Source organism: Streptomyces sp. NEAU-174 (genome assembly GCF_052665095.1).
This window is the reverse complement of record NZ_JBQTCE010000002.1, coordinates 448881-469717: the sequence shown is the minus strand read 5'-3', so window position 1 is coordinate 469717 and position 20837 is coordinate 448881. Positions and strand designations below refer to the sequence as shown.

The following is a 20837-nucleotide window of genomic DNA, read 5'->3' as shown; positions in this document are numbered from 1 at the left end:
TTCCGGGAGGTGGGGGGTGGCGGATGCGGTGCTACGGGGCCGGTCAGCGGCCCCAGACGGTCTCGGCGACGCGCCGTACGTTGCCTCCGGCCAGCTTGGCCACGTCCGCTTCGGAGTAGCCGCGGTCGAACAGCCACCGGATCATGTTGCCGACGGCCTCCGCGGGGTTCTCACAGCCCCGTACGTACTCGACCTCCTCGTGCGGCGGCAGTTCGGGGGCCTTGCCGTCGTGCGCGTCGTCCTTGCCGAAGAGCGGGGCGAACGTCCGGTGCCAGGCGGTGTGATCGCCGAAGTTGGTGTCCGGGCCGAAGGCCACGTGGTCGATGCCGACCAGATCGATACAGCGCTCGATGTGCTCCATCACCGAGTCCAGATCGTGCCGGGGGTGCCGGGCGGTGACGGTCGTGTGCGGGGCCGCCTCGACGCCGATGAACCCGCCGGACCCGGCGCAGGCCCGGATCACATCGTCGGGCTTCATCCGCGGGGTCGGCCACAGCGCCCGGGAACCGGCATGGGTGATCACCACGGGGGCGGTGGAGCGGCGCACGGCGTCCAGGGCCGTCGCGTCCCCGCTGTGCGAGACATCGACGATGATCCCGAGGTCGTTCATCCGGCGCAGCGCCCGGCGGCCGAGCAGGGTCAGACCGGTGTCCCCGGCGTCGGCGAGCCCCGAACCCAGCTGGTTGCTCTCGCTGTAGACCAGGCCGAGCAGCCGTACGCCCAGACCGTAGAGCAGATCCAGCCGGTCGATGTCATTGCCGATGGGGGAGGCGGACTCCAGGGTCAGCACCACCCCCACCTGGTGGCCGGCCCGCGCCCGGTCGGCGTCCTCGAGGGTGCGGACGGGCACCACCAGCCGCTGGTGGGCGAGGTCCGCCTGGCGCATGGCCAGATCGCTGACCGCGTCGTCCCAGTCCCAGGGGGCATGGGAGCGGATCATGCTCACCGCGGCCGGGCCGCCGTCGAAGAACAGGTCCACCCCCGAGTGGGCGATGCCCTCGTAGGGGATCGACTCCCGGCCCTGGCGGCGGTACGCGGCGAAGTCGCCCGGATCGGCGGGGCGCAGCGAGAGATGGTCATGGGCGGAGATCACCAGATGGCGCTCCTCGAAGTCCCGCGCGCGGGACTCGACGTCCTCGCTCCACGTCAGCGCGGCCCCGGGGACCCGTCCGAGCGCGGGCGCCAGCTCGAAGGCGTGGTAGTCCTCCCCGGCCGCCAGGTACTGGTACGAGCGGTAGGAGTCCCACAGCTTCAGGCGCCGGGCGGTCTTGGCGGGCAGGGGGAGTTCGGTGCTCATGGGCTGACCTTCGACAGGAACATGCGGGTGCGGTCGTGTTCGGGAGCGCGCAGCAGCGCCTCCGGGGTGCCCTGCTCGACGATCCGGCCGTCGTCCATGAAGACGATCCGGTCGGCCACGTCGGCGGCGAAGCGCATCTCATGGGTGACGACGACCAGCGTCATGCCGTCGCGGGCCAGGTCCTTGATGACGTTGAGCACCTCCTGCACCATCTCGGGGTCCAGGGCGGAGGTCGGCTCGTCGAAGAGCATCACCTTGGGGCGCATCGCCAGGGCGCGGGCGATGGCCACCCGCTGCTGCTGGCCGCCGGAGAGCTTGTCCGGATAGCTGTCCAGCTTGTGGGCGAGCCCCACCCGGGTCATCAGCTCCACGGCCCGTGCGTCGGCCGCGGCCTTGGAGAGCCCGAGCACCCGGCGCGGGGCCTCCACGATGTTCTCGCGGGCGGTGAGGTGCGGGAACAGATTGAAACTCTGGAACACCATGCCCATCGCCGAGCGCTGGGCGGCCAGCTCCCGGGCGCCGAGGTCATGCAGAGTGCGCCCGCGCAGCTGATAGCCGATCACGCTGCCGTCGACCACCACCACGCCCTGATCGGGCACTTCGAGGTGGTTCACACAGCGCAGCAGTGTGCTCTTTCCGGATCCGGAGGGACCGATCAGGCAGACCGTCTCACCTCGGTGGATATCCAGGGAGATGCCGTGCAGCACCTCGGTGCCGCGGAACGACTTGCGGATCCCGCGCAGGGAGACGATGGCCTGCGATTCCATTTGCGATGCCGCGGTCATACCGAGTGCTCGATCCTCTTCACTCTCCCGGCCTTGTCGGCCGAAATCAGGGTGTGTCGTCCCAGACGTCGCTCCAGGCGCTGCTGAAGAAGAGTAATGGCGCCAGTGATGATCATGTACCAAATTGCGGCCACGATCAACAGGGGAACGGTCTGGAAGTTCTTGGCGTAAATCAGCTGGACCGAGTACAGCAGGTCGGCCAGGGTGATCACGCTGACCAGAGAGGTGGCCTTGAGGAGAGATATCAGCTCATTTCCCATCGGAGGGACGATCACCCGCAGCGCCTGGGGGAGGGTGATGCGGAAGAAGATCTGAGCCGGCGTCAACCCCAGTGCGGAGGCCGCCTGACGCTGTCCATCGGGCACGGCGAGCAGTCCGGACCGGATCAACTCCGCGATGTACGCGGTCTCGTGGAGGGTCAGACCGATGATCGCCGCGGTCAGCGGACCGATGACGCTGTTCGAATCGAAGGTGACGAAACGCGGCCCCCAGGGAATTCCGAGGGACAGCGTCGGAAAGAGGGCCGCGAGGTTGTACCAGAAAAGCAGCTGCACCAGCATCGGAATGCTGCGGAAAACCCAGATGAAGGCGGCCGCGACCGTGGACATAAGCCGGGAGTCGCCCATGCGCATCAGCGCGACCACGGTGCCGCACACCAATGAGAGCACCATTGTCACCGCGGTCATTCCAATACTGACCCCGATGCCCTTCATCACCCGGATCTCGAAGAAGTATTTGCCGACGGTTTCCCACTCGAAACGAGGGTTGGTGAATATCGTGGTCACCGCCATCGCGGCCAGTACCAGCACGATCGCATTGGCCACCAGAAGTCCGGGACGCCGTCGCTTCGCGCGTTTGAGCACGGACGGCTCGGGTAGTGCATCGACGTTCAGGACTTTGGTCATGGTGCGCCTTCGGACGGTCGGGTCGCGGCAGAATTACCGCATCCTAAAACCGCGCCCACGGGCGCCCGGCAACAGTTGACACAGAACGGTCAACCGTAAACGGGGGAATGCGTCCGTCCGCCCGGAGCGGCCGGGCGGACGGACGGACGCGCGTTGGCGGAGGGCGCTCCGCCGGGCCTAGAGCCCCTTTTCGAACGGAAGCGGACCGATGGTCTCCGGGTCGGCCGAGACATCGAACAGCGGGGTGTAGCCGGTGGCCAGATACAGCCCGCGCGCCTCCGGCTGGCGGGGCCCGGTGGTGAGGTGGATCCGGCGGTAGCCGCGCTCGGCGGCCGACCGCTCCAGCTCCGCCACCACCCGGCGGGCCAGCCCGCGCCGCCGGTGGCCCGAGTGCGTCCAGATCCGCTTGAGCTCCGCCGTCCGCTCGTCGTACCGCCGGTACGCGCCCCCGGCGACCGGTTCACCGCCCTCCAGCAGCAGAAGCAGCTCCCCGTGCGGCGGGGCGAACTCCTCGGCCGGATAGCGGTTCAGCTCGCCGTCGGCCGCCCTGCCGTAGCGGGTGGCGTACTCATGCGCCAGCTCGCGCAGCAACGGCTCGACCCGCGGGTCGTCCACGGTCACCCGGACCACCGTCAGCGGGCGCTGGGGCTGGGGCGGGGGCGCGGGCTCGGCCACGGAGGTGGCGTCTTTGGTGGCGGCGATGCCGAGGGACTCCACGGGCATGGGGCGACCTTTCGGAGGGCGAAGAAGCCGAGGAAGGTGAGCAGGCGGGAAGGCGGGAAGGCGGGAAGCGCCACGGACCCGGGAAGCGGCGTTGGGCTACCGGGGGTGACGGCGCGTCAGGCGCGGGAAGCGATACGGGCGAGGGGCCCGGGATGAGAGGAGGGCGGCCGGTCGGGCGGCCCGCCGCGGGTCAGCCGGAACAGGAGGCGGACCACACCCGACCGAAGTCGATGTGGTCGCGGGTGACCAGGGGCAGCTCAGTCCTCACTCGCATCATTCAGCACCTCGGGGGCCCGTTCCGTCAACCGCCGTCCACATGATGGCCCGTATACGCCCTGTCATGACAAAGCCGCCCGTATCCTCCACCGCCGCCGGGTGGGCGGGCAGGGGATACGGGCGGCTGTGGCCCCGCCACGCGGCGGAGCCGTATACCGATGCCCTGGGCTCAGCGGCCCGCCACCGGCTCCGGTGTGCCCGGTCGCTCCGAGGCGGTCGTGCGCTGGTCCGGACCGCGGCCCGGCAGCAGCGAGGCGACCGCGAGCGCCACCAGCGCGGCGCCGCCGCCGATCGCGAAGGCGGTGCGGAAGCCGTCCAGGGACGGGAGCTCGACGGGCCCGAACTTGGTGGTCATATGGGCAAGGACGACGCCGACCACCGCACTGGCGGTCGAGGTGCCGATGGACCGCATCAGGGTGTTGAGCCCGTTGGCCGCGCCCGTCTCGGACACCGGCACCGCCGACATGATCAGCGCGGGCATGGCGGAGTACGCGAGGCCGATCCCGGCGCCGATCACACACGAGATGACCACGATCTGCCACACGGCGTCCATCAGGAAGATGCCCATGCCGTAGCCGACGGCGATCACCGCGGCGCCGAGCATCAGCGAGGTCTTGGGGCCCCGGGTGGCCGTGATCCGCGCGGACAGCGGGGAGATCGCCATCATCACCAGACCGGACGGGCCCAGGCACAGACCGGCGGTCATCATCGACTGGCCCAGTCCGTACCCCGTGGCCTCGGGCATCTGGAGCAGCTGCGGCAGCACCAGCGACATCCCGAACATCGCGAAGCCGATGACGATGGAGGCCAGATTGGTCAGCAGCACCTGACGGCGCACGGTGGTGCGCAGATCCACCAGCGGTCCGCTCACCCGCAGCTCCCACCGGCTCCACAGCAGCAGCACGACCACCGCCGCGGCGAACAGCCCGGTGGTGACACCGCTGGCCCAGCCCCAGTCGGCGCCCTTGGAGATGGCCAGCAGCAGACAGAGCAGCCCGGCCGACAGCCCGAGGGCGCCCACCAGGTCGAACCGCCCGCCGCCGCGCACCGGGGACTCCGGCACGACCGCCAGCACCAGCGCGATCACCACCGCGCCCAGGCTCGCCGAGACCCAGAACAGCACATGCCAGTCGGCGTGTTCGGCCAGCGCCGCGGCGCCGGGCAGGCCGAGGGCGCCGCCGACGCCCAGCGAGGAGCTCATCAGGGCCATCGCCGAGCCGAGCCGTTCGGCGGGGAGTTCATCGCGCATGATGCTGATGCCCAGCGGGATCACGCCCGCGGAGAAGCCCTGGAGCGCACGGCCCACGATCATCGGCGCGAGGGTGTCGGAGAGCGCGCACACCACCGATCCGACCACCAGCATCGCCAGGCTGAGCAGCAGCGTCCGCCGCTTGCCGTACATGTCGCCGAGCCGGCCGAGCACCGGGGTGGCCACGGCGCCCGCGAGCAGGGTGGCGGTGATCGCCCAGGAGGCGTCCGAGGCCGAGGTGTGCAGCAGCTCCGGGAGGTCCGGGACCAGCGGCACCACCAGGGTCTGCATCAGGGAGACGACGATCCCGCCGAACGCCAGGACGGCGACCACCGGGCCGGAGCGCGGCGGGTGGGCGGCCATCGCCGCTTCGGGGGTGTCGGGGGTCGGAGGTAGGGAAGTCACGGTGGTCCTTTGTCGGGGCATGGCCGATTCACATCAGTGCGGCAGCAGTGTCGCACAATTTTGTGTAACTGGTACGTCAAATATGGGCGCCCCGGTCGTCCGGCGGCTCCCCGGCCATGTCGCGGTAGATCTCCCGCAGTTCACGGCGGTCCGTCGACGACCGCCGTCCCGGCGGGCAGCCGGGACGCGGCGGCGTTCAAGGCGCCGGACGGTCATGAGGGGTTCAAGGCCCCGTACGGCCACGAGCGGCGCCCGAGCGACCTTGCGTAGCCTTGGGGCCTGGTACGACGGGGGCGAGCGAAAGGACACCGGATGGCCGGGACCGCGGAGGGGACCGTCCGCAGGGGACGTGGGCGCCCGCCCCGTCTGTCGCGCGAGCAGATCGTCCGCAGCGCCGCGGAGCTCGCGGTCCGCGAGCCGGAGACCGCGCTGACCGTCAAGAGGGTCGCCGAGGCGGTCGGCTCCGCCCCCATGGCGCTCTACCGCTACTTCCCCGACCGCGACGACCTCCTCCAGGCCGTGGCCGACCGCGTCCTGGCCGAGGCCCAGCACAAGGACCCGCCGGGGGAGACCTGGCAGGAGCGGCTGCGCGCCTGGATGCACAACAGCCGCGACTATCTGCTGCCCTACCGCCAGCTGCTCCCCTATATGGCCGCCACCCAGCAGCCCGCCCGGATCTCGTCCCTGGTGACCATGACCCGGATGCTGCGCCCCCTGAAGCTGACCGAGGACGATCTCGCGCTGGCCGTGGCCCTCATCGGCTCCACCGTCATCGGCCACGCGGTCTACGAGACCCATCGCGGCCCGGTCTCCGCCCGCAAGCTGGACGCCCTGAGCGAGGCGCTGGCCCTCCACCCCCCGGACGAGCGGGAGGCGGTGGCCCCGCTGCTGGCCCGGCTGCCGCAGGCGTACAGCAGACTGTACGACGTGGTGGTGGACCGTACGGTGGCCGCCGTCGAGGCGCTGGCGGCGGAATGACCCGCCCCGGGGACACACCCCCCCGGAACGGGTCACCACCATGGACCGAGCCGTGTGGCTAGCCGGTGCACTCCATGGACGCCGGGTCCGCCGCGTCGCGGATCAGCGCCTGATGGGCCTCGCGCAGCCGCTTCACATCGGGCTTGATCTCCTTGCGGTCATAGGTGAGCAGCCCGTTGAGCTCGCCCTCCACATCCGTGATCTGGGTGTAGACGGCCCCGCTGCTGCCGTTGCACGCCACCAGCCCGCGCACCTTGTCCAGCAGCTTCAGATACTCGTCGGTGTACTTGTCCTTGTCCACGCCGACATAGGTGTGCTGCACGGGCCAGGCATGCCCCGGGACGGCCAGGCCAAGGCCGCCGTACTCGCCGGTGACCCCCGCTCGTGAGGCGTCCGGACGTGGATCGCCGGGGCCGGGGTAGGCGTGGATGTCGGCGAGGTCGCCGTTGCCCGTGTCGTTCCAGCCGCTGGCGCCGTTGATGAGCCGGCTGGGGTCCCAGCCCTTCGCGAGCGTCGGCACCTTCGGGCCGCCGTACTGGCCCCAGCCCTCGTTGAAGGTCACCCAGATGACGATCGACGGACTGCTGATGTGCTGGTCGATCATCCGCTTCATCTCGTGCTCGTACTGCGCCTGCGCCTTCTCGGACGGGGTGACCGTGTTCATGGCGGGCATGTCCTGCCACACCATCAGGCCCAGCCGGTCGGCCCAGTAGTACCAGCGGTCGGGCTCGACCTTGATGTGCTTGCGCACCGAGTTGAAGCCCATGTTCTTGTGCATCTTCAAGTCGTACGCGAGGGCCTCGTCCGTCGGCGCGGTGTGCAGTCCATCGGGCCAGAACCCCTGGTCGAGGGTGGCCATGGAGAAGATCGGCTTTCCGTTGAGCACGGTGCGCCGCTTGCCGTCCACCTCCTTGACGGCGATGCTCCGCATGCCGAAGTAGCTCTCCACCCGGTCCGCCGAGGCGCCCCGCCCGACCGTCACCTTCAGCTGGTACAGATGCGGGTCGTCGGGGGACCACAGATGCGGGGAGGGCACGGGGACGGTCAGCGGCTTTCCGGTGCGCCCGGTGGCGGTGCCGACCACGCGCCGCCCGTCGTAGGCGGTCGCGGTGACCGGGACGCCGTCCCGCACCCCGCGGACCTCGGCGGTGAGGGCCTTACCGGGGACGTCCGGGGTGAGCTTGAGGGTGTCCACGTGGTCGCTGGCGACCGGCTCCATCCAGACGGTCTGCCAGATCCCGGAAGAAGGGGTGTAGAAGATGCCGCTGGGGTCGAGGCGCTGCTTGCCCATCGGCGGGTTCTCGCCGTCGGCCGCGTCGGTCGGGTCGTAGACGCCGACGATCAGCTCCTGGGTGCGGCCCGGCCGCAGGGCGTCGGTGACATCGGCGCTGAACCGGTCGTAGCCGCCGCGGTGGTCGGCCACCCGGGTGCCGTTGACATACACCTCGGCCTGCCAGTCGACGGCGTCGAAGTTCAGCCGCAACCGCTTGCCGTCGCCGACCTTCCAGTCGGCCGGGACGGTGAAGGTCCGCCGGTACCACATGCGGTCCTCATGGCGCTCCACCCCGGAGAGCTTGGACTCCACCGGGTACGGCACCAGGATCCGCTCCTTGAGCTTCTGCCCGACCGGGGGCTTCTGCCCCTCCTTCGCGGCGGCGAACTCCCAGCTGCCGTTGAGGTTGCGCCACTGATCGCGGGTCAGCTGGGGGCGCGGGTACTCGGGGTGGACGTTGTCCGGCCCGACGTCCTTGGCCCAGGGCGTGCTCAGCTGATACGTCGACTTGTTGCCGCCGAAGGAGACATACGGGTCGATGGCGCCGTCGCCGTCCTCGAGACCGCCCTCGCCGTCGTAGCGCACCACGGCCTCGCCGCCGTGGCCGACCACCGGCTCCTTCAGGGCGAGCAGCAGCCGGGACGGGTCGGCCGCGTCCAGCCGGGCGCGCCCGAGCGGCCAGGCCGCGCCGCCGATGACGGCGGACAGATGCGACGTCAGATCGGCCGGGGGAGCGGTCAGGGGCCGGGCGAAGTCCAGCAGCAGCGTCCGGCCGTCGGGCTGGACGGCACTGGCCACCGGGCCGTCGTAGTCGAAGTCGGCGGGCAGCCGGAAGGCGGACGCGGGCACGGGGGCCTTGGCCGCGCCCGGCGGGGTCCAGGCCAGGTGGAAGTTGGAGCCGCCGTAGTGCTCGAAGTACTCGACCTTGATGTCGTACGCCTTGCCCGCGGTGAGCTCGACGGGCTGCGAGGTCTGTTCCTTGTCCCAGTCGTCCACCCAGTGGTCGATGACCGGTTTGCCGTCGATCCACAGCCGGAAGCCGTTGTCGGCGGTGATCGAGAAGGTGTGCGCACCGGAGCGCTCCGGTGTGATCTGGCCGGTCCAGCGGACGCTGACGTCGTCGGACCGTCCGGTGGTGGCCTGTAGCCGCGGCTCCAGATTGCCGAAGTCGAGGGCGGGGTCGAGGCTGGTGGCCTTCAGCTCGTGGAAGTCGAAGGCCCCCGGGGCGGACTGGAGGTAGTAGTCGCCGCGGAGGCCATGGACGACCGAGGGGTCGTCGGAGGGGGTGTCGGCCGCGGCCGGACCGGGGGCGGTCAGCAGACCGAGCGCGCCAAGCGCCAGGGTCACGGTCGCGACCACGGATCTGGCGAAAGATGAACGAAAACGCACATGTCCTCCTTGCTGGAACAGCTTTTGTGGCTGCTGCTGGGACAAGTGGGGCGCCGCCATTGCGCCATCCCCAACAGAACCTGTCAATAGTGAACGCAAGGCAACAGCTTGGCTGTTGGGTACTGAGCCTTGACGGGAATGCGCTTTCTTCCTAGCGTGCTTGTTCATAGATGTGACCAATATTCAACAAGCTGCACTGAGGAGGCCCGTGATGGGGCGACGGATCGTGGTGTCGGGCGGCGGTACCGGCATAGGACTGGCGACCGCGGAGACCTTCGCCGCCGAGGGTGACCGGGTGGTCATCCTCGGACGCCGCGCCGAGGTGCTGCGCGCCGCGGCGGACAAGCTGAACGCCGCCTACGGCGCCGACCTGGTCACCTGGACCAGCGCGGACCTCAGCGACCCGGAGCAGACCCGGCGCGCCGCCGAGTTCATCACCGCGGACGGCGGGGGCGGTGGTGTCGATGTCCTCGTCACCAACGCCGGCGGCAATGTCGCGCCCTCCAACGACGGCACCCTCGAGGGCATCGCCGGTCAGTACCGGCGGAACTTCGAGGCCAACGTACTGACCGCCGTGCTGCTCACCGAGGCGTTGCTGCCCCACCTCGCCCGGCCCGGCGGCCGGATCGTCCATCTGTCCTCGGTCGCGGCGCTGCGCGGCCCCGGATCGTACGGCGGCACCAAGGCCGCGCTGCACACCTACACCTTCGAGCTGGCCAAGCGGCTCGGCCCGGAGGGCGTCACCGCCAACGCGGTGGCCCCCGGCTATGTCGAGGACACCGAGTTCTTCGGCGAGCGCGGCACCCCCGAGTTCATCGCCCAGCAGATCGGGCAGACGCTCACCGGACAGCCCGGCACCCCCGTCGAGATCGCGGCCGCCATCCGCTATCTGGCCTCCCCGGAGGCCGCGTATGTCACCGGCCAGGTGCTGCACATCAACGGTGGGGCGCAGTACGGCCGCTGACCCGGTCTCACCCCGGACAGGGGGCGGGGAAAGGGATCCGCGCTAGGGCCATACGGCCCTGGAGCAAGGGCCGCGCAGCCCTGCCGCCGCGTTCCGGCCATGGTCCACTCTGGTCCTCCACACAGGTGGGGGGAAGACGGACGGACGGCCGCGCCGAAGGAGTCAGCTCGCTGACTCCAAACCATCTTCGGGCGCGGCCGCCCGTCCGTCCTGCGTTACCACTGCTTCACCACGCACCAACGCAAGGGGGGACTCATGTCCGCACACACCGCCCGCATCGGCGCGGCACTCGCCGCCGGCTGCGCGATCGCCCTGCTGTACCCGGCCACACCCGCCGGGGCCGCGGGCTCCGTACACCTTTCCAAGATCTACTACGACTCGCCCGGCACCGACAACCGGAGCAACTCCAGCCTCAACGGCGAGTACGTCCAGATCAAGAACTCCACCTCGCGCGGGGTCAGCCTCAAGGGCTGGGTGCTCGTCGACGCGAGCAACCACAAGTACACCTTCCCCGGCTACACCCTCGGCGCGGGCAAGACCGTGACCGTCCGGACCGGCTCCGGCTCCGACACCTCGGCCACCAAGTACCAGGACCGCCGGGCGTACGTCTGGAACAACGACCGGGACAAGGCCACCCTCCGCAAGACCGGCGGCTCCACGGTCGACACCTGCTCGTACAACAACAGCCGGGTCGACTACATCAACTGCTGAGCGCGCGCCGCGCGGGGGCGCGGCGCAGCCGGTGAAGTCCTCCGGCCCGGACCACAATGGGGGTGTCGAGGAGGAGAGCCGGTGAGCGGCCGTGTCGGACTGGGTGTGGGAGTACGAGGGCTACGAGCCCGGCGAGGAGCGGCTGCGGGAGTCGCTGTGCACGCTCGGCAACGGCTACGCCGCCACCCGGGGCGCGGCCCCCGAGACGGCCGCCGATGACACCCACTACCCCGGCACCTATGTGGCGGGCTGCTACAACCGGCTGACCTCGGTGGTCGGCGGGCGCCAGGTCGAGAACGAGGACATGGTCAACCTGCCGAACTGGCTGCCGCTGCGCTACCGCGTCCGCGACCCGGACCGGTCCGCGGGCCCCGGCGGCTGGCTCACCCCCGACGGGGACGAGCTCACCGGCTACCGGCAGACCCTCGACCTCCGGCACGGCACCCTCATGCGGCGGCTGCGGTTCACCGACCACCACGGCCGGGTGCTCCACGTCGAGCAGCGGCGCCTCGTCCACATGGGGGATCCGCATCTGGCGGCCCTGCGCACCACCTTCCGGGCCGAGGGCTGGTCCGGCACCGTCGAGCTGGAGTCGGGGCTCGACGGTGCCGTGGCCAACACCGGCGTGGCCCGCTACGACGCGCTGGCCGGCCGCCATCTCGCCGACCACCGCACCGGCGCCGCGGGCCCCGACACCGTATGGCTGAGCTGCCGCACCACCAGCTCCGAGGTGCGAGTCGCCATGGCCGCGCGCACCCTGGCCGTGCGCGGCGGGACGCCCACCGGCACCGGACAGCGGCTCACCCACAGTGCCGCGCTGCGCACCCTGGCCGTGCCGCTCGCGCCGGACGCCCCGGTCACCGTCGAGAAGACCGTGGCGTTCTACACCTCCAGGGACCCCGCGATCAGCGATCCGGTCCAGGCCGCCCTCGACGGGGTGGCCCGGGCGCCGGGGTTCGGGAAGCTGCTCGCCTCCCACCGCACCGCATGGGAACACCTGTGGCGCGACGCGGCGTTGGAGGTCTCCGGCGAGCCGGGCCACATCCTGCGGCTGCACCTGTTCCACATCCTCCAGACGCTCTCGCCGCACACCGCGGAGCTGGACGTGGGCGTCCCCGCCCGGGGCCTGCACGGCGAGGCGTACCGCGGACATGTCTTCTGGGACGAGCTGTTCGTACTGCCGTATCTGAACCTCCACTTCCCCGAGGTGTCCCGGGCCCTGCTGCACTACCGCCACCGGCGGCTGCCCCAGGCGTGCCGCGCCGCCGCGGACGCCGGGCGGGCCGGGGCGATGTACCCCTGGCAGAGCGGCAGCGACGGGCGCGAGGAGACCCAGACTCTGCATCTGAACCCGCGCTCCGGCCGCTGGCTGCCGGACAACTCACGGCTCCAGCACCATGTGGGCTCGGCGGTGGCGTACAACGTGTGGCAGTACTGCCAGGCCAGCGGCGACACCGAGTTCCTGCACACCAAGGGCGCGGAGATGCTGTTGCAGATCGCCCGCTTCTGGGCGGATACGGCGGTTCTCGACCCGGAGCGGGGGCGGTACCGGATCCGCGGGGTGGTCGGGCCCGATGAGTACCACGACGGCTACCCAGGCGCCGACCGCCCCGGGATCGACGACAACGCGTACACCAACGTGACCGCCGCCTGGGTGCTCGACCGGGCCCTGGAGCTGGCCCGTACCCTGCCCGAGCCGCGCCGCCGCGCGCTGTTCGAGCGGGTCGGCCTGGACCGCGCGGAGCCGGAGCGCTGGGAGGACGTCTCACGGCGGCTGCTGGTCCCCTTCCACCAGGGCGTCATCAGCCAGTTCGACGGCTACGGGGAGCTGGCCGAGCTCGACTGGGACGGCTACCGGGCCCGCTACGACGACATCCGCCGGATGGACCGGATCCTGGAGTCCGAGGGCGACTCCGTCAACCGCTACCAGGTCTCCAAGCAGGCCGACGCGCTGATGCTCGGCTATCTCTTCGGCCCCGCCGAGCTGTCCGGCCTCTTCCGGCGGCTCGGCTACGCCCTGGACGACGACATCTGGCGGGCCACGGTGGCGTACTACCTGGCCCGGACCAGCCACGGCTCGACCCTCAGCGAGCTGGTGCACGGCTGGGTGCTGGTGCGGGCGCGCCGGGCCGAGGCATGGCGGCACTGCCAGGAGGCGCTGCTCGGCGATGTGGCGGACGTCCAGGGCGGCACCACCGGCGAGGGCATCCACCTCGGCGCCATGGGCGGCACCCTCGATCTGGTGCAGCGCGGGCTGACCGGCCTCGAGACCCGCGAGGACGCCCTGTGGCTGGACCCGGTGCCGCTGCCCGAGCCGTCCGGTCTCTCCGAGTACCGGTTCTCGATGCGCTATCGCGGCCACTGGGGCGTCGCGCTGCGGGTGCGGGCCGAGCGGCTGTGGATCAGCGTGCCGGACTCCGAGGAGCGCCCGATCGAGGTGCGGCTCGCCGACCGTTCGCTGACCGTGGCCCCGGGCGAGTCCCACTGGGTTCCGCTGCCACCGGGCTGAATCCGCCCGCCCCGCTCAGCCGGTTGCCCGCCGACTCAGCCGAGACCGGGGACCACCATCGCCAGCCAGACCACCGGGGGCACCGCGACCACCATGATCCCGCCGTAGATCATCAGCTGCCGGAAGAACCGGTCACGGTCCACATCCGGCGCGTTGGCCAGCACCAGCGCCCCGTTGGTCGAGAAGGGGCTGACGTCGACGACGGTCGCCGACACCGCGAGGGCCGCGATCATCCCCACCGCGCCGATGTCGCCCTGGGCGAGGAAGGGAACGGCGAGCGGGATCAGCGCGCCCATGATGCCCACCGAGGAGGCGAAGGCGGAGACGATCGCGCCGATGTAGCACAGCAGCAGGGCGGCGAGCAGCGGAATCCCGATGTCGCTGACCGCCTTGCCCGCGTAGTCGATGGTGCCCATCTCGTCCAGCACCCCGACATAGGTGAGCACACCGCAGATCAGCAGCACGGTGGGCCAGGTGACCTCGTTCACCGCCTTCTTGCCGTGGTCCGGCCAGAAGACGCTCAGGGCCACGGCGAGGCTGATCGAGGTGAGCCCGGCGTCCAGGTCGAAGGCGAGCACCGCGACCACCAGCGCCACCAGGGCGGCCAGCGTGGCGATACGGGCGGGGGTGAGACGGCCCTCCGCGTCGGCCGGTGCCTCCGCCGCCCCGTCCGCCCGCTCCTCCCCGGCGGTGGCGACGGCGGTCCTGGGGAGCTTCAGCCCGCCGCAGACGACGAAGACGACGGCGGCGATGATCAGGTTGACCACCAGGCTCGTGAGGAACAGCGTGATCTCGTTGCCGGGCAGCTTCTCCCGGTCCACGATGCCGTTGACGATCGATCCGTAGATGCTGATGGGGGAGAAGCCACCGCCCTGGGAGCCGTGCACCACCATGGCGCCCATCAGCAGCGGGCTGATCTGGTACCGCGCGGCGAAGGAGAGCGCGAGCGGAGCGACGATCGCCACCGCCGCCGGGCTCACCGCCCCGATCGCCGTCAGCGCCCCGCTGATCGCGAACATCACCCACGGGATCAGCGCGACCCGCCCGCCCACCAGCCGGATCGAGGCGTGGACCAGCCAGTCCGTGGTGCCATTGGCCCGGGCGAGGGCGAACAGATACGTCACCCCCACCAGCACCACGAACAGATCGCCCGGGAACCCGGCGAAGATGTGGTCCGCGCTGAAGTCGGCGACCAGCTCGCCCACGCCGAAGGCGGCGGCGAAGGACAGGGCGCCCATGTTGATCGACCGGGTGGTGGCGATGACGAAGACCACCACCAGCACGAGTATCGAGATCAATTCGTCGGACATCGAGCGCTCCCGTCACGGGAACCCGGTCGGCGGACCGGGGACGGTCGGGCCAAGTGGCCTGCTGGCTGACTCACGTTGAGGGCCGGGCGGTTCGGCCGTCAAGACATCGGTGGCAGATTGGCTCAGCCAATTGGCCAGTCATCCACAGGGCGGCACAACCACCACACCGCTCGGCCACCCGGTGCTACGCTGCGAATCGGGGCCATCACAAACCGCGATGGGGGGAGCCCGTATGGCCGAGGACGCGCTGCGCCCGATGAACCGTCAGCGCCTGTACGAGCAGGTGCTGGAGAGGCTGCGCGCCTACGTCGAGGAGGGCGGCCTGAAGGCGGGCGACCGGCTGCCCACCGAGCGCGAGCTGGCCCAGCGCCTCGGCATCAGCCGCGCCTCCGTCAAGCAGGCCATCGTCGTCCTCGAGGTGCAGGGGCTCGTCGAGGTGCGCCAGGGCGGCGGGATGTGCCTGCTGCGCGACAGCCTCGACACCGAACCCGTCGAGCGGCTGGTGGAGCGCCGCCGCCGGCTGCCCGATGTGCTCGACGCCCGCGAGGCGTTGGAGACCAAGCTGGCCGAACTCGCCGCCGAGCGCCGTACCGACGACGACCTCATCGCCCTCCAGCAGGCCCTGCACTGGATGGAGGACGAGATCGAGTCCGACCGCCACGGCGTCGAGGGCGACCGCCGCTTCCACGCCGCCGTCACCGCGGCCGCGCACAGCCCGCTGCTCGGCGAGTTCATGCGCTCGATCGCCGACCAGATCGCCGAGAGCCGCGAGGAGTCGCTGCGCCAGCCCGGCCGCCCCAGGCGCTCGCTCGCCCAGCACCAGCGCATCCTGGACGCCATCGCCGAGCGCCGCCCCAAGGCCGCCGCCGCGGCCATGCGCCGCCATGTCCGCACGGTCGCTCAGGTGCGGCTGCTCAACTGGAATCCGGACGGGGCCCCTTGAGTCCGCGGCGGCGCCCTCCCCTGCCTCCTGCCCGACCGTGACCGATCACGGCTTTGGTCTGGACTTTTCCCGGTGGCTCGCTAGGCTCTGCGCGATCGACACGTGAAAGCGCTCTCACCCGCTGAGCAGAAGGGGAACTTCCATGAGACGGAAGCCCGTTGTCCGTGCCGGACTGTCCGCACTCCTCGTCCTCGGCGCCCTCTCGGGTGCCGGCGGGGCCTTCTCGACCGCCGCCGCGGCATCCGGCGCCGACGCCCCCGCGGCATCCGGCGCCCCCGCGGCGAAGCCCGCCGCCGCGTCGGCGCCGTCCGCCACCCTCGTCCGCGCGCTCGGCCGGGACCTCGGCCTGACCGCGGACCAGGCGCGGGAACGGCTGGGCCAGGAGGCCGCCGCCATGCGGCTTGAGCCCAAGGCCAAGCGCGCCGCGGGCGCCTCCTACGGAGGCTCGTGGTTCGACACGGGCAGCGGGAAGCTGGTCGTCGGCGTCACCAGCGCCGAACGGGCCGCGTCGGTACGGGCCACGGGCGCCACCACCCGGATCGTCGAGCACAGCGCCGACGCGCTCGACGCGGCCAAGGCGCGCCTCGACGCGAAGGCCCGGAAGCAGGCCGCCCCGGCCGGGGTGAGCAGCTGGAGCACCGACCCCCGCGCGGGCGCCGTCGTGGTCCGGGTCCGGCAGGGGAGCGAGGACGACGCCGCCGTCCGCGCGTTCCTCCGCGAGGCGAAGCGCTCGGCCTCCGTCCCGGTCACCGTGGAGAAGGCGCCCGCCCAGGCGCCGACGACCTTCGCCGCCGGCACGGTCGGCGGCGACCCCTACTACACGGGCAACGTCCGCTGCTCCATAGGCTTCTCGGTCCAGGGCGGCTTCGTCACCGCCGGGCACTGCGGCCAGGCGGGGGGCTCCGTCAGCGGCTGGGACGGCTCGTACATCGGCAACTTCCAGGGCTCCTCCTTCCCCGGCAACGACTACGCCTACGTCAGCGTCGGCAGCGGCTGGTGGACCGTGCCGGTGGTGCTCGGCTGGGGCACCGTCCCCGACCAGCTGGTCCGCGGCTCCGCCGAGGCCCCGGTCGGCGCCTCCATCTGCCGTTCCGGCTCCACCACCCACTGGCACTGCGGCACGGTCCTGGCCAAGAACGAGACCGTGAACTACAGCCAGGGCGCCGTGTACCAGATGACCAAGACCAGCGTGTGCGCCGAGGGCGGCGACTCCGGCGGCTCGTTCATCAGCGGCGACCAGGCCCAGGGCGTGACCTCGGGCGGCTGGGGCAACTGCTCCAGCGGCGGCGAGACCTGGTACCAGCCGGTCAACGAGATCCTGTCGGTGTACGGCCTGCGGCTGCACACCGCCTGACGGGCGGTACGGCGACGGGGCGGGCCCGGCGGCCCGCCCCGTCGTGTCGCTCCTGCGGCTACCCCGGGCGGTGCGCCGACAGCCGGTGCGGGTCGTAGCCGGGGATGGTGCCATCGGCCTTGGCGACCAGGAACAGCCCGGCCATGCCCATGTCGGAGTGGCTCTGGACGTGGCAGTGGTACATCCAGGCGCCCGCGCCGACGTTCTCCCCGGCGATCACCTGGAAGCCGAAGGAGTCGGCGGGCCCGGTGATCTTGTTGTCGATGACCCGGCTCACATCGTCCGGGCCCTCCAGCAGCCCGGTGCGGTTGTCCGCCCACCGGTGCCCGTGCATATGGAAGGTGTGGTAGTACTCGCCGTGGGTGATCATGATGATCTCTACGCGGTCGCCCACCGTGGCCCGGAACTCAGGGGCGTCGTGCCCCGCCTTGTTGTTGATCGTCATGTCGTTGAAGACGATCGTGAACTGCTTGTCCGGCAGGATGTCGCCCGCCCGCCGCACCACCACCGGTCCGTACAGCCCCTTGCGGAGGCCACCGGTGCCGTGCGGGGTGCCCACCGCGTGGTCGTGGTAGTGCCAGTAGCCCGCGCTGCCCGGCCGCCAGGTGCCGTCGGCGCGCTTGCCCGGGGCGTGGGTGCGCCAGGTGTAGGTGCGGGTGGAGCCCGGCTCCACGGCGCTGCGGTTGAGCTGGGTGCCGTCGCTGGCGACGTCGTAGTCCAGGCCGTGCACATGGAGGCTGGCCGTGACGTCCATGGTGTTCTCGAACTCGATGTGCAGGGTGTCGCCCTCGGTCAGCTCGATCAGCGGACCGGGGATGCTGGCCTTGCCCTTCTCGAGTCCGTACCCCATCTGACCATCCGGCAGCTTCTCCGCGTAGAGCTTGAGATGGCGGACCGTGCCGCCCGCGGCCGCCGTTTCGACCCCGCCGGACGGGGTCTTCGGCGCCTTCGCGGCGGCGGGGGAGGTGAGGGCCAGCGGTCCGACGGCCGCGGCGGCCGCGCCGCCGGTGAAGAGCCGTCTGCTGAGACCGCGTCTGGAGGTGAAGCCGGGTGCGTCGCTCATCGTTCTCCCAAATCGCTGTGGATCCCCTGCCGTTGACGATGCGCAGATGCCCCGGGGTGCTTTCACGGTAGCCGGGGGATGCCCGTTCATCCACACTCAGGACAAAGTTCGTTGAGTTGCGGTCATAGCTATTGGCGACTTGCGAAAAGCCGTCTAGCTTCCTTCAGCGGTGTTATAGGTACGTGAGAGGGATGGGTGACCAATGCGGGACATACCGTACCAAATGCCCTCAAAGAGGAGAGGACTGACAGTCGGTCGGCTGCGAAGGAGACGCGCGGGGGTGGCGGCACTGCTCTTCGGCGCCCTCACCGCGACCCTGCTGGGCGGAACCCCCGCCAGCGCCCGGCCCGAGGATCGTGCGCCACTCACGCTGCCGTCGCCGCCCGGCGGTGACAACGTCCGGGTCCTGGTGTTCCACGGCTCGGCGGGGGACGAGCCGACCACGGTGAACGCGGGCATCGAGGCCATCGAGCGGATCGGCAACCAGGGCCCCGCGGCGACCCGGTTCACCGTCGACGCCACCGCCGACGCCTCGGTCTTCACCAAGCCCCGGCTCGGCAAGTACAACGCCGTGGTCTTCCTGACCGGCTCCGGCGATGTGCTCGACCCCGAGCAGGAGGCGGGGCTCGAGGCGTACATGGAGGCCGGCGGCGGCTTCCTCGGCATCCATGACGCGGCCCGCAACGAGCCGTACTCCGACTGGTACAGCGGACTGATCGGCGCCCGCCCGGCGGCCACCAGCCCGGCCACCGCCCAGCGCGCCGTGGTGGAGGTCGGCGACCGCGTCCACCCGGCCACCAAGGAGCTGCCGCTGGAGTGGAAGCGCACCGACACCTGGACCAACTGGAAGGACAACCCCACCGGCACGGTGCACACCGTGGCCCGGGTCCGCGAGTCCAGCTACCAGCCGGGGGCCGGTGCCAACGGTGCGGACCACCCGATCTCCTGGTGCCGTGACTACGACGGCGGCCGCTCCTTCTACACCGGTATGGGCGGTACGGTGTCCACCTTCCAGGAGACCGACTTCCGCGCCCATCTGCGCGGCGCGCTGCTGTGGACCACCCGGCTCTCCCGCGCCGACTGCAAGGCCACCATCAACGCGAACTACAAGGCCGAGCGCGTCACCAAGCCCAATCAGCCGGGCCAGTCCGACCAGATCGGCGAGCCGCACGGCCTCGTCGTCGCCAAGGACGGCCGGGTGCTGTACATCGGCCGGGGCGGCGGCGACAACAGCGCGCCCGTGGTCACCGACTGGAACGACCCGGACATCGGCAAGGGCCAGGGCCAGATCCATGTCTACGACCCGGCCACCGGCAAGGTGACGCTCGCGGGCGCCCTGACCGTCTTCGGCAACAAGGGCGGCGGCGATGAGCTGATCAAGGTCGAGGAGGGGCTGCTCGGCATCGAGCTGGACCCGGACTTCCTCACCAACGGCTGGGTGTATCTGCACTACACCCCGCACTCCCGGATCAACCGGGACACCCAGATGGCCGAGCGCCGCGTCTCCCGGTTCACCCTGGACCTGAAGACCAACAAGCTGGACCTGGGCTCGGAGAAGGTCCTGCTCTCCTGGCCGGTCCAGATCCACAGCTGCTGCCACGCGGGCGGCGGGATGAGCTGGGACTCCAAGGGCAACCTCTACATCGCCACCGGGGACAACAACTCCTCCCAGTTCAGTGACGGATACTCCGGCAACAACCCGCAGCCGAACTACAAGGGCGTGTCCTTCGCCGACGCCCGCCGCACCGCGGGCAACACCCACAACCTCAACGGCAAGATCCTGCGGATCCACCCCGAGGACGACGGCACCTACACCCTCCCCGAGGGCAATCTCTTCACCGGCAAGGAGCCCGACGAGGGCGGCGGAAAGACCCGTGGCGAGATCTATGTGATGGGGGTCCGCAACCCGGCCCGGATCTTCGTGGACCAGAAGACCGACATCCTCTACGCGGGATGGGTCGGCCCGGACGCGGGCGAGCCCAGCACCACCTGGGGCCCGGCCAAGTACGACACCTTCGCCGCCATCACCAAGGCGGGCAACCACGGCTGGCCCTTCTGCATGGGCAACAAGCAGCCCTACCGGGACCGCAATCTGCCCGACCCCAGCAAGCCGCTGGGCTGGTACGACTGCGACCACCCCAAGAACGAGTCGCCCAACAACGACGGTCTGGTGAACCTGCCGCCCGTCACCGGAAACACCATCTGGTACTCGCCCCAGGGCGGCGCCCCCGACTACCCGCGGGACGCGAACGGCATCCCCAGCTACAAGACGTCCGAGGCCAAGTACCTGCTGCCGTGGCTCAAGGGCGGCGGCCAGGCCACCATGAACGGCCCGGTCTACCGGTACGACGCCACCAGTGACAGCACCACCAAATGGCCCCAGTACTGGGACGGCAAGTGGTTCGTCGGCGACTTCTACGACGCCGACCAGCCGCGCCACGCGGTGCTCACCGACCCCAGGACCGTCGGCAAGGGCGGGCTGCCGGTGCACGCCGAATCCCTCAAGAAGATCATCCCGGTGGGCGCCGACGGCATCCGCAACCTCATGGACTGGAAGTTCGCCCCGGACGGCTCGCTCTACGTCCTCGACTACGGGCGCGGCTTCTTCACCTCCGACTCCAAGTCGGCGCTGTGGCACATCACGTACAACGGCGGCGAGCCCACTCCGCTCGCCCAGGATCTGGCCAGGAAGGCGGAGTGACC

Annotated in this window: 15 protein-coding genes; 7 read left to right on the top strand and 8 right to left on the bottom strand. The window is 70.7% G+C overall.

What is annotated here, in order from left to right; all coding sequences use genetic code 11:
- Positions 1 to 43: 43 nt before the first annotated feature.
- From ACT2CW_RS06790 to ACT2CW_RS06770, 5 genes are all read right to left on the bottom strand, one after another.
- Positions 44 to 1297, bottom strand: coding sequence for a dipeptidase (locus ACT2CW_RS06790; RefSeq protein WP_445515901.1), 1254 nt, complete (start codon positions 1295 to 1297; stop codon positions 44 to 46).
- A complete protein-coding gene (locus ACT2CW_RS06785; protein ID WP_445515900.1) occupies positions 1294 to 2082 on the bottom strand; it encodes an amino acid ABC transporter ATP-binding protein in 789 nt (262 codons plus the stop codon). Before ACT2CW_RS06785 ends, ACT2CW_RS06790 begins: the two co-directional genes overlap by 4 nt.
- On the bottom strand, positions 2079 to 2987 hold the full coding sequence (locus tag ACT2CW_RS06780) for an amino acid ABC transporter permease (protein ID WP_164428373.1): 909 nt from the start codon (positions 2985 to 2987) through the stop codon (positions 2079 to 2081). Before ACT2CW_RS06780 ends, ACT2CW_RS06785 begins: the two co-directional genes overlap by 4 nt.
- A 177-nt stretch (positions 2988 to 3164) precedes the next feature.
- On the bottom strand, positions 3165 to 3710 hold the full coding sequence (locus ACT2CW_RS06775) for a GNAT family N-acetyltransferase (protein ID WP_445515899.1): 546 nt from the start codon (positions 3708 to 3710) through the stop codon (positions 3165 to 3167).
- A gap of 445 nt (positions 3711 to 4155) precedes the next feature.
- Positions 4156 to 5598 (bottom strand): MFS transporter, encoded by a 1443-nt coding sequence (locus tag ACT2CW_RS06770; protein ID WP_414080606.1) that lies wholly within the window; start codon positions 5596 to 5598, stop codon positions 4156 to 4158.
- Positions 5599 to 5952: 354 nt separating this feature from the next.
- Between ACT2CW_RS06770 and ACT2CW_RS06765 the strand changes: the two genes are divergently transcribed.
- Positions 5953 to 6618, top strand: coding sequence for a TetR/AcrR family transcriptional regulator (locus ACT2CW_RS06765; protein ID WP_182469272.1), 666 nt, complete (start codon positions 5953 to 5955; stop codon positions 6616 to 6618).
- Positions 6619 to 6676: 58 nt separating this feature from the next.
- Here the strand turns inward: ACT2CW_RS06765 and ACT2CW_RS06760 are convergent, their stop codons facing one another.
- The gene (locus ACT2CW_RS06760) at positions 6677 to 9280 is read right to left on the bottom strand and encodes a PA14 domain-containing protein (RefSeq protein WP_445515898.1); all 2604 of its coding nucleotides are present in this window, start codon (positions 9278 to 9280) and stop codon (positions 6677 to 6679) included.
- A 211-nt stretch (positions 9281 to 9491) separates the two neighbouring features.
- On the opposite strand from ACT2CW_RS06760, the gene ACT2CW_RS06755 reads away from it, so the two are divergent.
- From ACT2CW_RS06755 to ACT2CW_RS06745, 3 genes are all read left to right on the top strand, one after another.
- A complete protein-coding gene (locus tag ACT2CW_RS06755) occupies positions 9492 to 10244 on the top strand; it encodes an SDR family NAD(P)-dependent oxidoreductase (RefSeq protein ID WP_445515897.1) in 753 nt (250 codons plus the stop codon).
- Positions 10245 to 10499: 255 nt separating this feature from the next.
- Positions 10500 to 10955, top strand: coding sequence for a lamin tail domain-containing protein (locus tag ACT2CW_RS06750; RefSeq protein WP_164428384.1), 456 nt, complete (start codon positions 10500 to 10502; stop codon positions 10953 to 10955).
- Positions 10956 to 11046: 91 nt separating this feature from the next.
- A complete protein-coding gene (locus ACT2CW_RS06745) occupies positions 11047 to 13464 on the top strand; it encodes a glycoside hydrolase family 65 protein (RefSeq protein WP_445515896.1) in 2418 nt (805 codons plus the stop codon).
- Between the two features lie 35 nt (positions 13465 to 13499).
- On the opposite strand, the gene ACT2CW_RS06740 is transcribed toward ACT2CW_RS06745, so the two are convergent.
- Positions 13500 to 14774 carry an SLC13 family permease gene (locus tag ACT2CW_RS06740; protein ID WP_138910899.1) on the bottom strand — a complete coding sequence of 425 codons (1275 nt, stop codon included), beginning with the start codon at positions 14772 to 14774 and terminating at the stop codon, positions 13500 to 13502.
- A gap of 232 nt (positions 14775 to 15006) precedes the next feature.
- Between ACT2CW_RS06740 and ACT2CW_RS06735 the strand changes: the two genes are divergently transcribed.
- Together ACT2CW_RS06735 and ACT2CW_RS06730 are read left to right on the top strand one after the other, a co-directional pair.
- Positions 15007 to 15717: a FadR/GntR family transcriptional regulator gene (locus ACT2CW_RS06735; RefSeq protein WP_445515895.1), complete on the top strand. Its 711-nt coding sequence runs from the start codon at positions 15007 to 15009 to the stop codon at positions 15715 to 15717.
- Positions 15718 to 15859: 142 nt separating this feature from the next.
- Positions 15860 to 17071 carry a S1 family peptidase gene (locus ACT2CW_RS06730; protein ID WP_445515894.1) on the top strand — a complete coding sequence of 404 codons (1212 nt, stop codon included), beginning with the start codon at positions 15860 to 15862 and terminating at the stop codon, positions 17069 to 17071.
- 58 nt (positions 17072 to 17129) lie between these two features.
- Here ACT2CW_RS06730 and ACT2CW_RS06725 read toward each other — a convergent pair whose 3' ends face one another.
- Positions 17130 to 18134, bottom strand: coding sequence for a multicopper oxidase domain-containing protein (locus ACT2CW_RS06725; protein WP_182469267.1), 1005 nt, complete (start codon positions 18132 to 18134; stop codon positions 17130 to 17132).
- Positions 18135 to 18357: 223 nt separating this feature from the next.
- Between ACT2CW_RS06725 and ACT2CW_RS06720 the strand changes: the two genes are divergently transcribed.
- Positions 18358 to 20835: a ThuA domain-containing protein gene (locus ACT2CW_RS06720; protein ID WP_445515893.1), complete on the top strand. Its 2478-nt coding sequence runs from the start codon at positions 18358 to 18360 to the stop codon at positions 20833 to 20835.
- The last annotated feature ends 2 nt before the right edge of the window (positions 20836 to 20837 follow it).

Coding starts and splice junctions, on each gene's coding strand:
- ACT2CW_RS06735 (WP_445515895.1), top strand. CDS start 15,007: ATGGCCGAGGACGCGCTGCGCCCGATGAACCGTCAGCGCCTGTACGAG.
- ACT2CW_RS06790 (WP_445515901.1), bottom strand. CDS start 1,297: ATGAGCACCGAACTCCCCCTGCCCGCCAAGACCGCCCGGCGCCTGAAG.
- ACT2CW_RS06765 (WP_182469272.1), top strand. CDS start 5,953: ATGGCCGGGACCGCGGAGGGGACCGTCCGCAGGGGACGTGGGCGCCCG.
- ACT2CW_RS06725 (WP_182469267.1), bottom strand. CDS start 18,134: ATGAGCGACGCACCCGGCTTCACCTCCAGACGCGGTCTCAGCAGACGG.
- ACT2CW_RS06755 (WP_445515897.1), top strand. CDS start 9,492: ATGGGGCGACGGATCGTGGTGTCGGGCGGCGGTACCGGCATAGGACTG.
- ACT2CW_RS06740 (WP_138910899.1), bottom strand. CDS start 14,774: ATGTCCGACGAATTGATCTCGATACTCGTGCTGGTGGTGGTCTTCGTC.
- ACT2CW_RS06750 (WP_164428384.1), top strand. CDS start 10,500: ATGTCCGCACACACCGCCCGCATCGGCGCGGCACTCGCCGCCGGCTGC.
- ACT2CW_RS06770 (WP_414080606.1), bottom strand. CDS start 5,598: ATGGCCGCCCACCCGCCGCGCTCCGGCCCGGTGGTCGCCGTCCTGGCG.
- ACT2CW_RS06785 (WP_445515900.1), bottom strand. CDS start 2,082: ATGACCGCGGCATCGCAAATGGAATCGCAGGCCATCGTCTCCCTGCGC.
- ACT2CW_RS06720 (WP_445515893.1), top strand. CDS start 18,358: ATGCCCTCAAAGAGGAGAGGACTGACAGTCGGTCGGCTGCGAAGGAGA.
- ACT2CW_RS06775 (WP_445515899.1), bottom strand. CDS start 3,710: ATGCCCGTGGAGTCCCTCGGCATCGCCGCCACCAAAGACGCCACCTCC.
- ACT2CW_RS06730 (WP_445515894.1), top strand. CDS start 15,860: ATGAGACGGAAGCCCGTTGTCCGTGCCGGACTGTCCGCACTCCTCGTC.
- ACT2CW_RS06780 (WP_164428373.1), bottom strand. CDS start 2,987: ATGACCAAAGTCCTGAACGTCGATGCACTACCCGAGCCGTCCGTGCTC.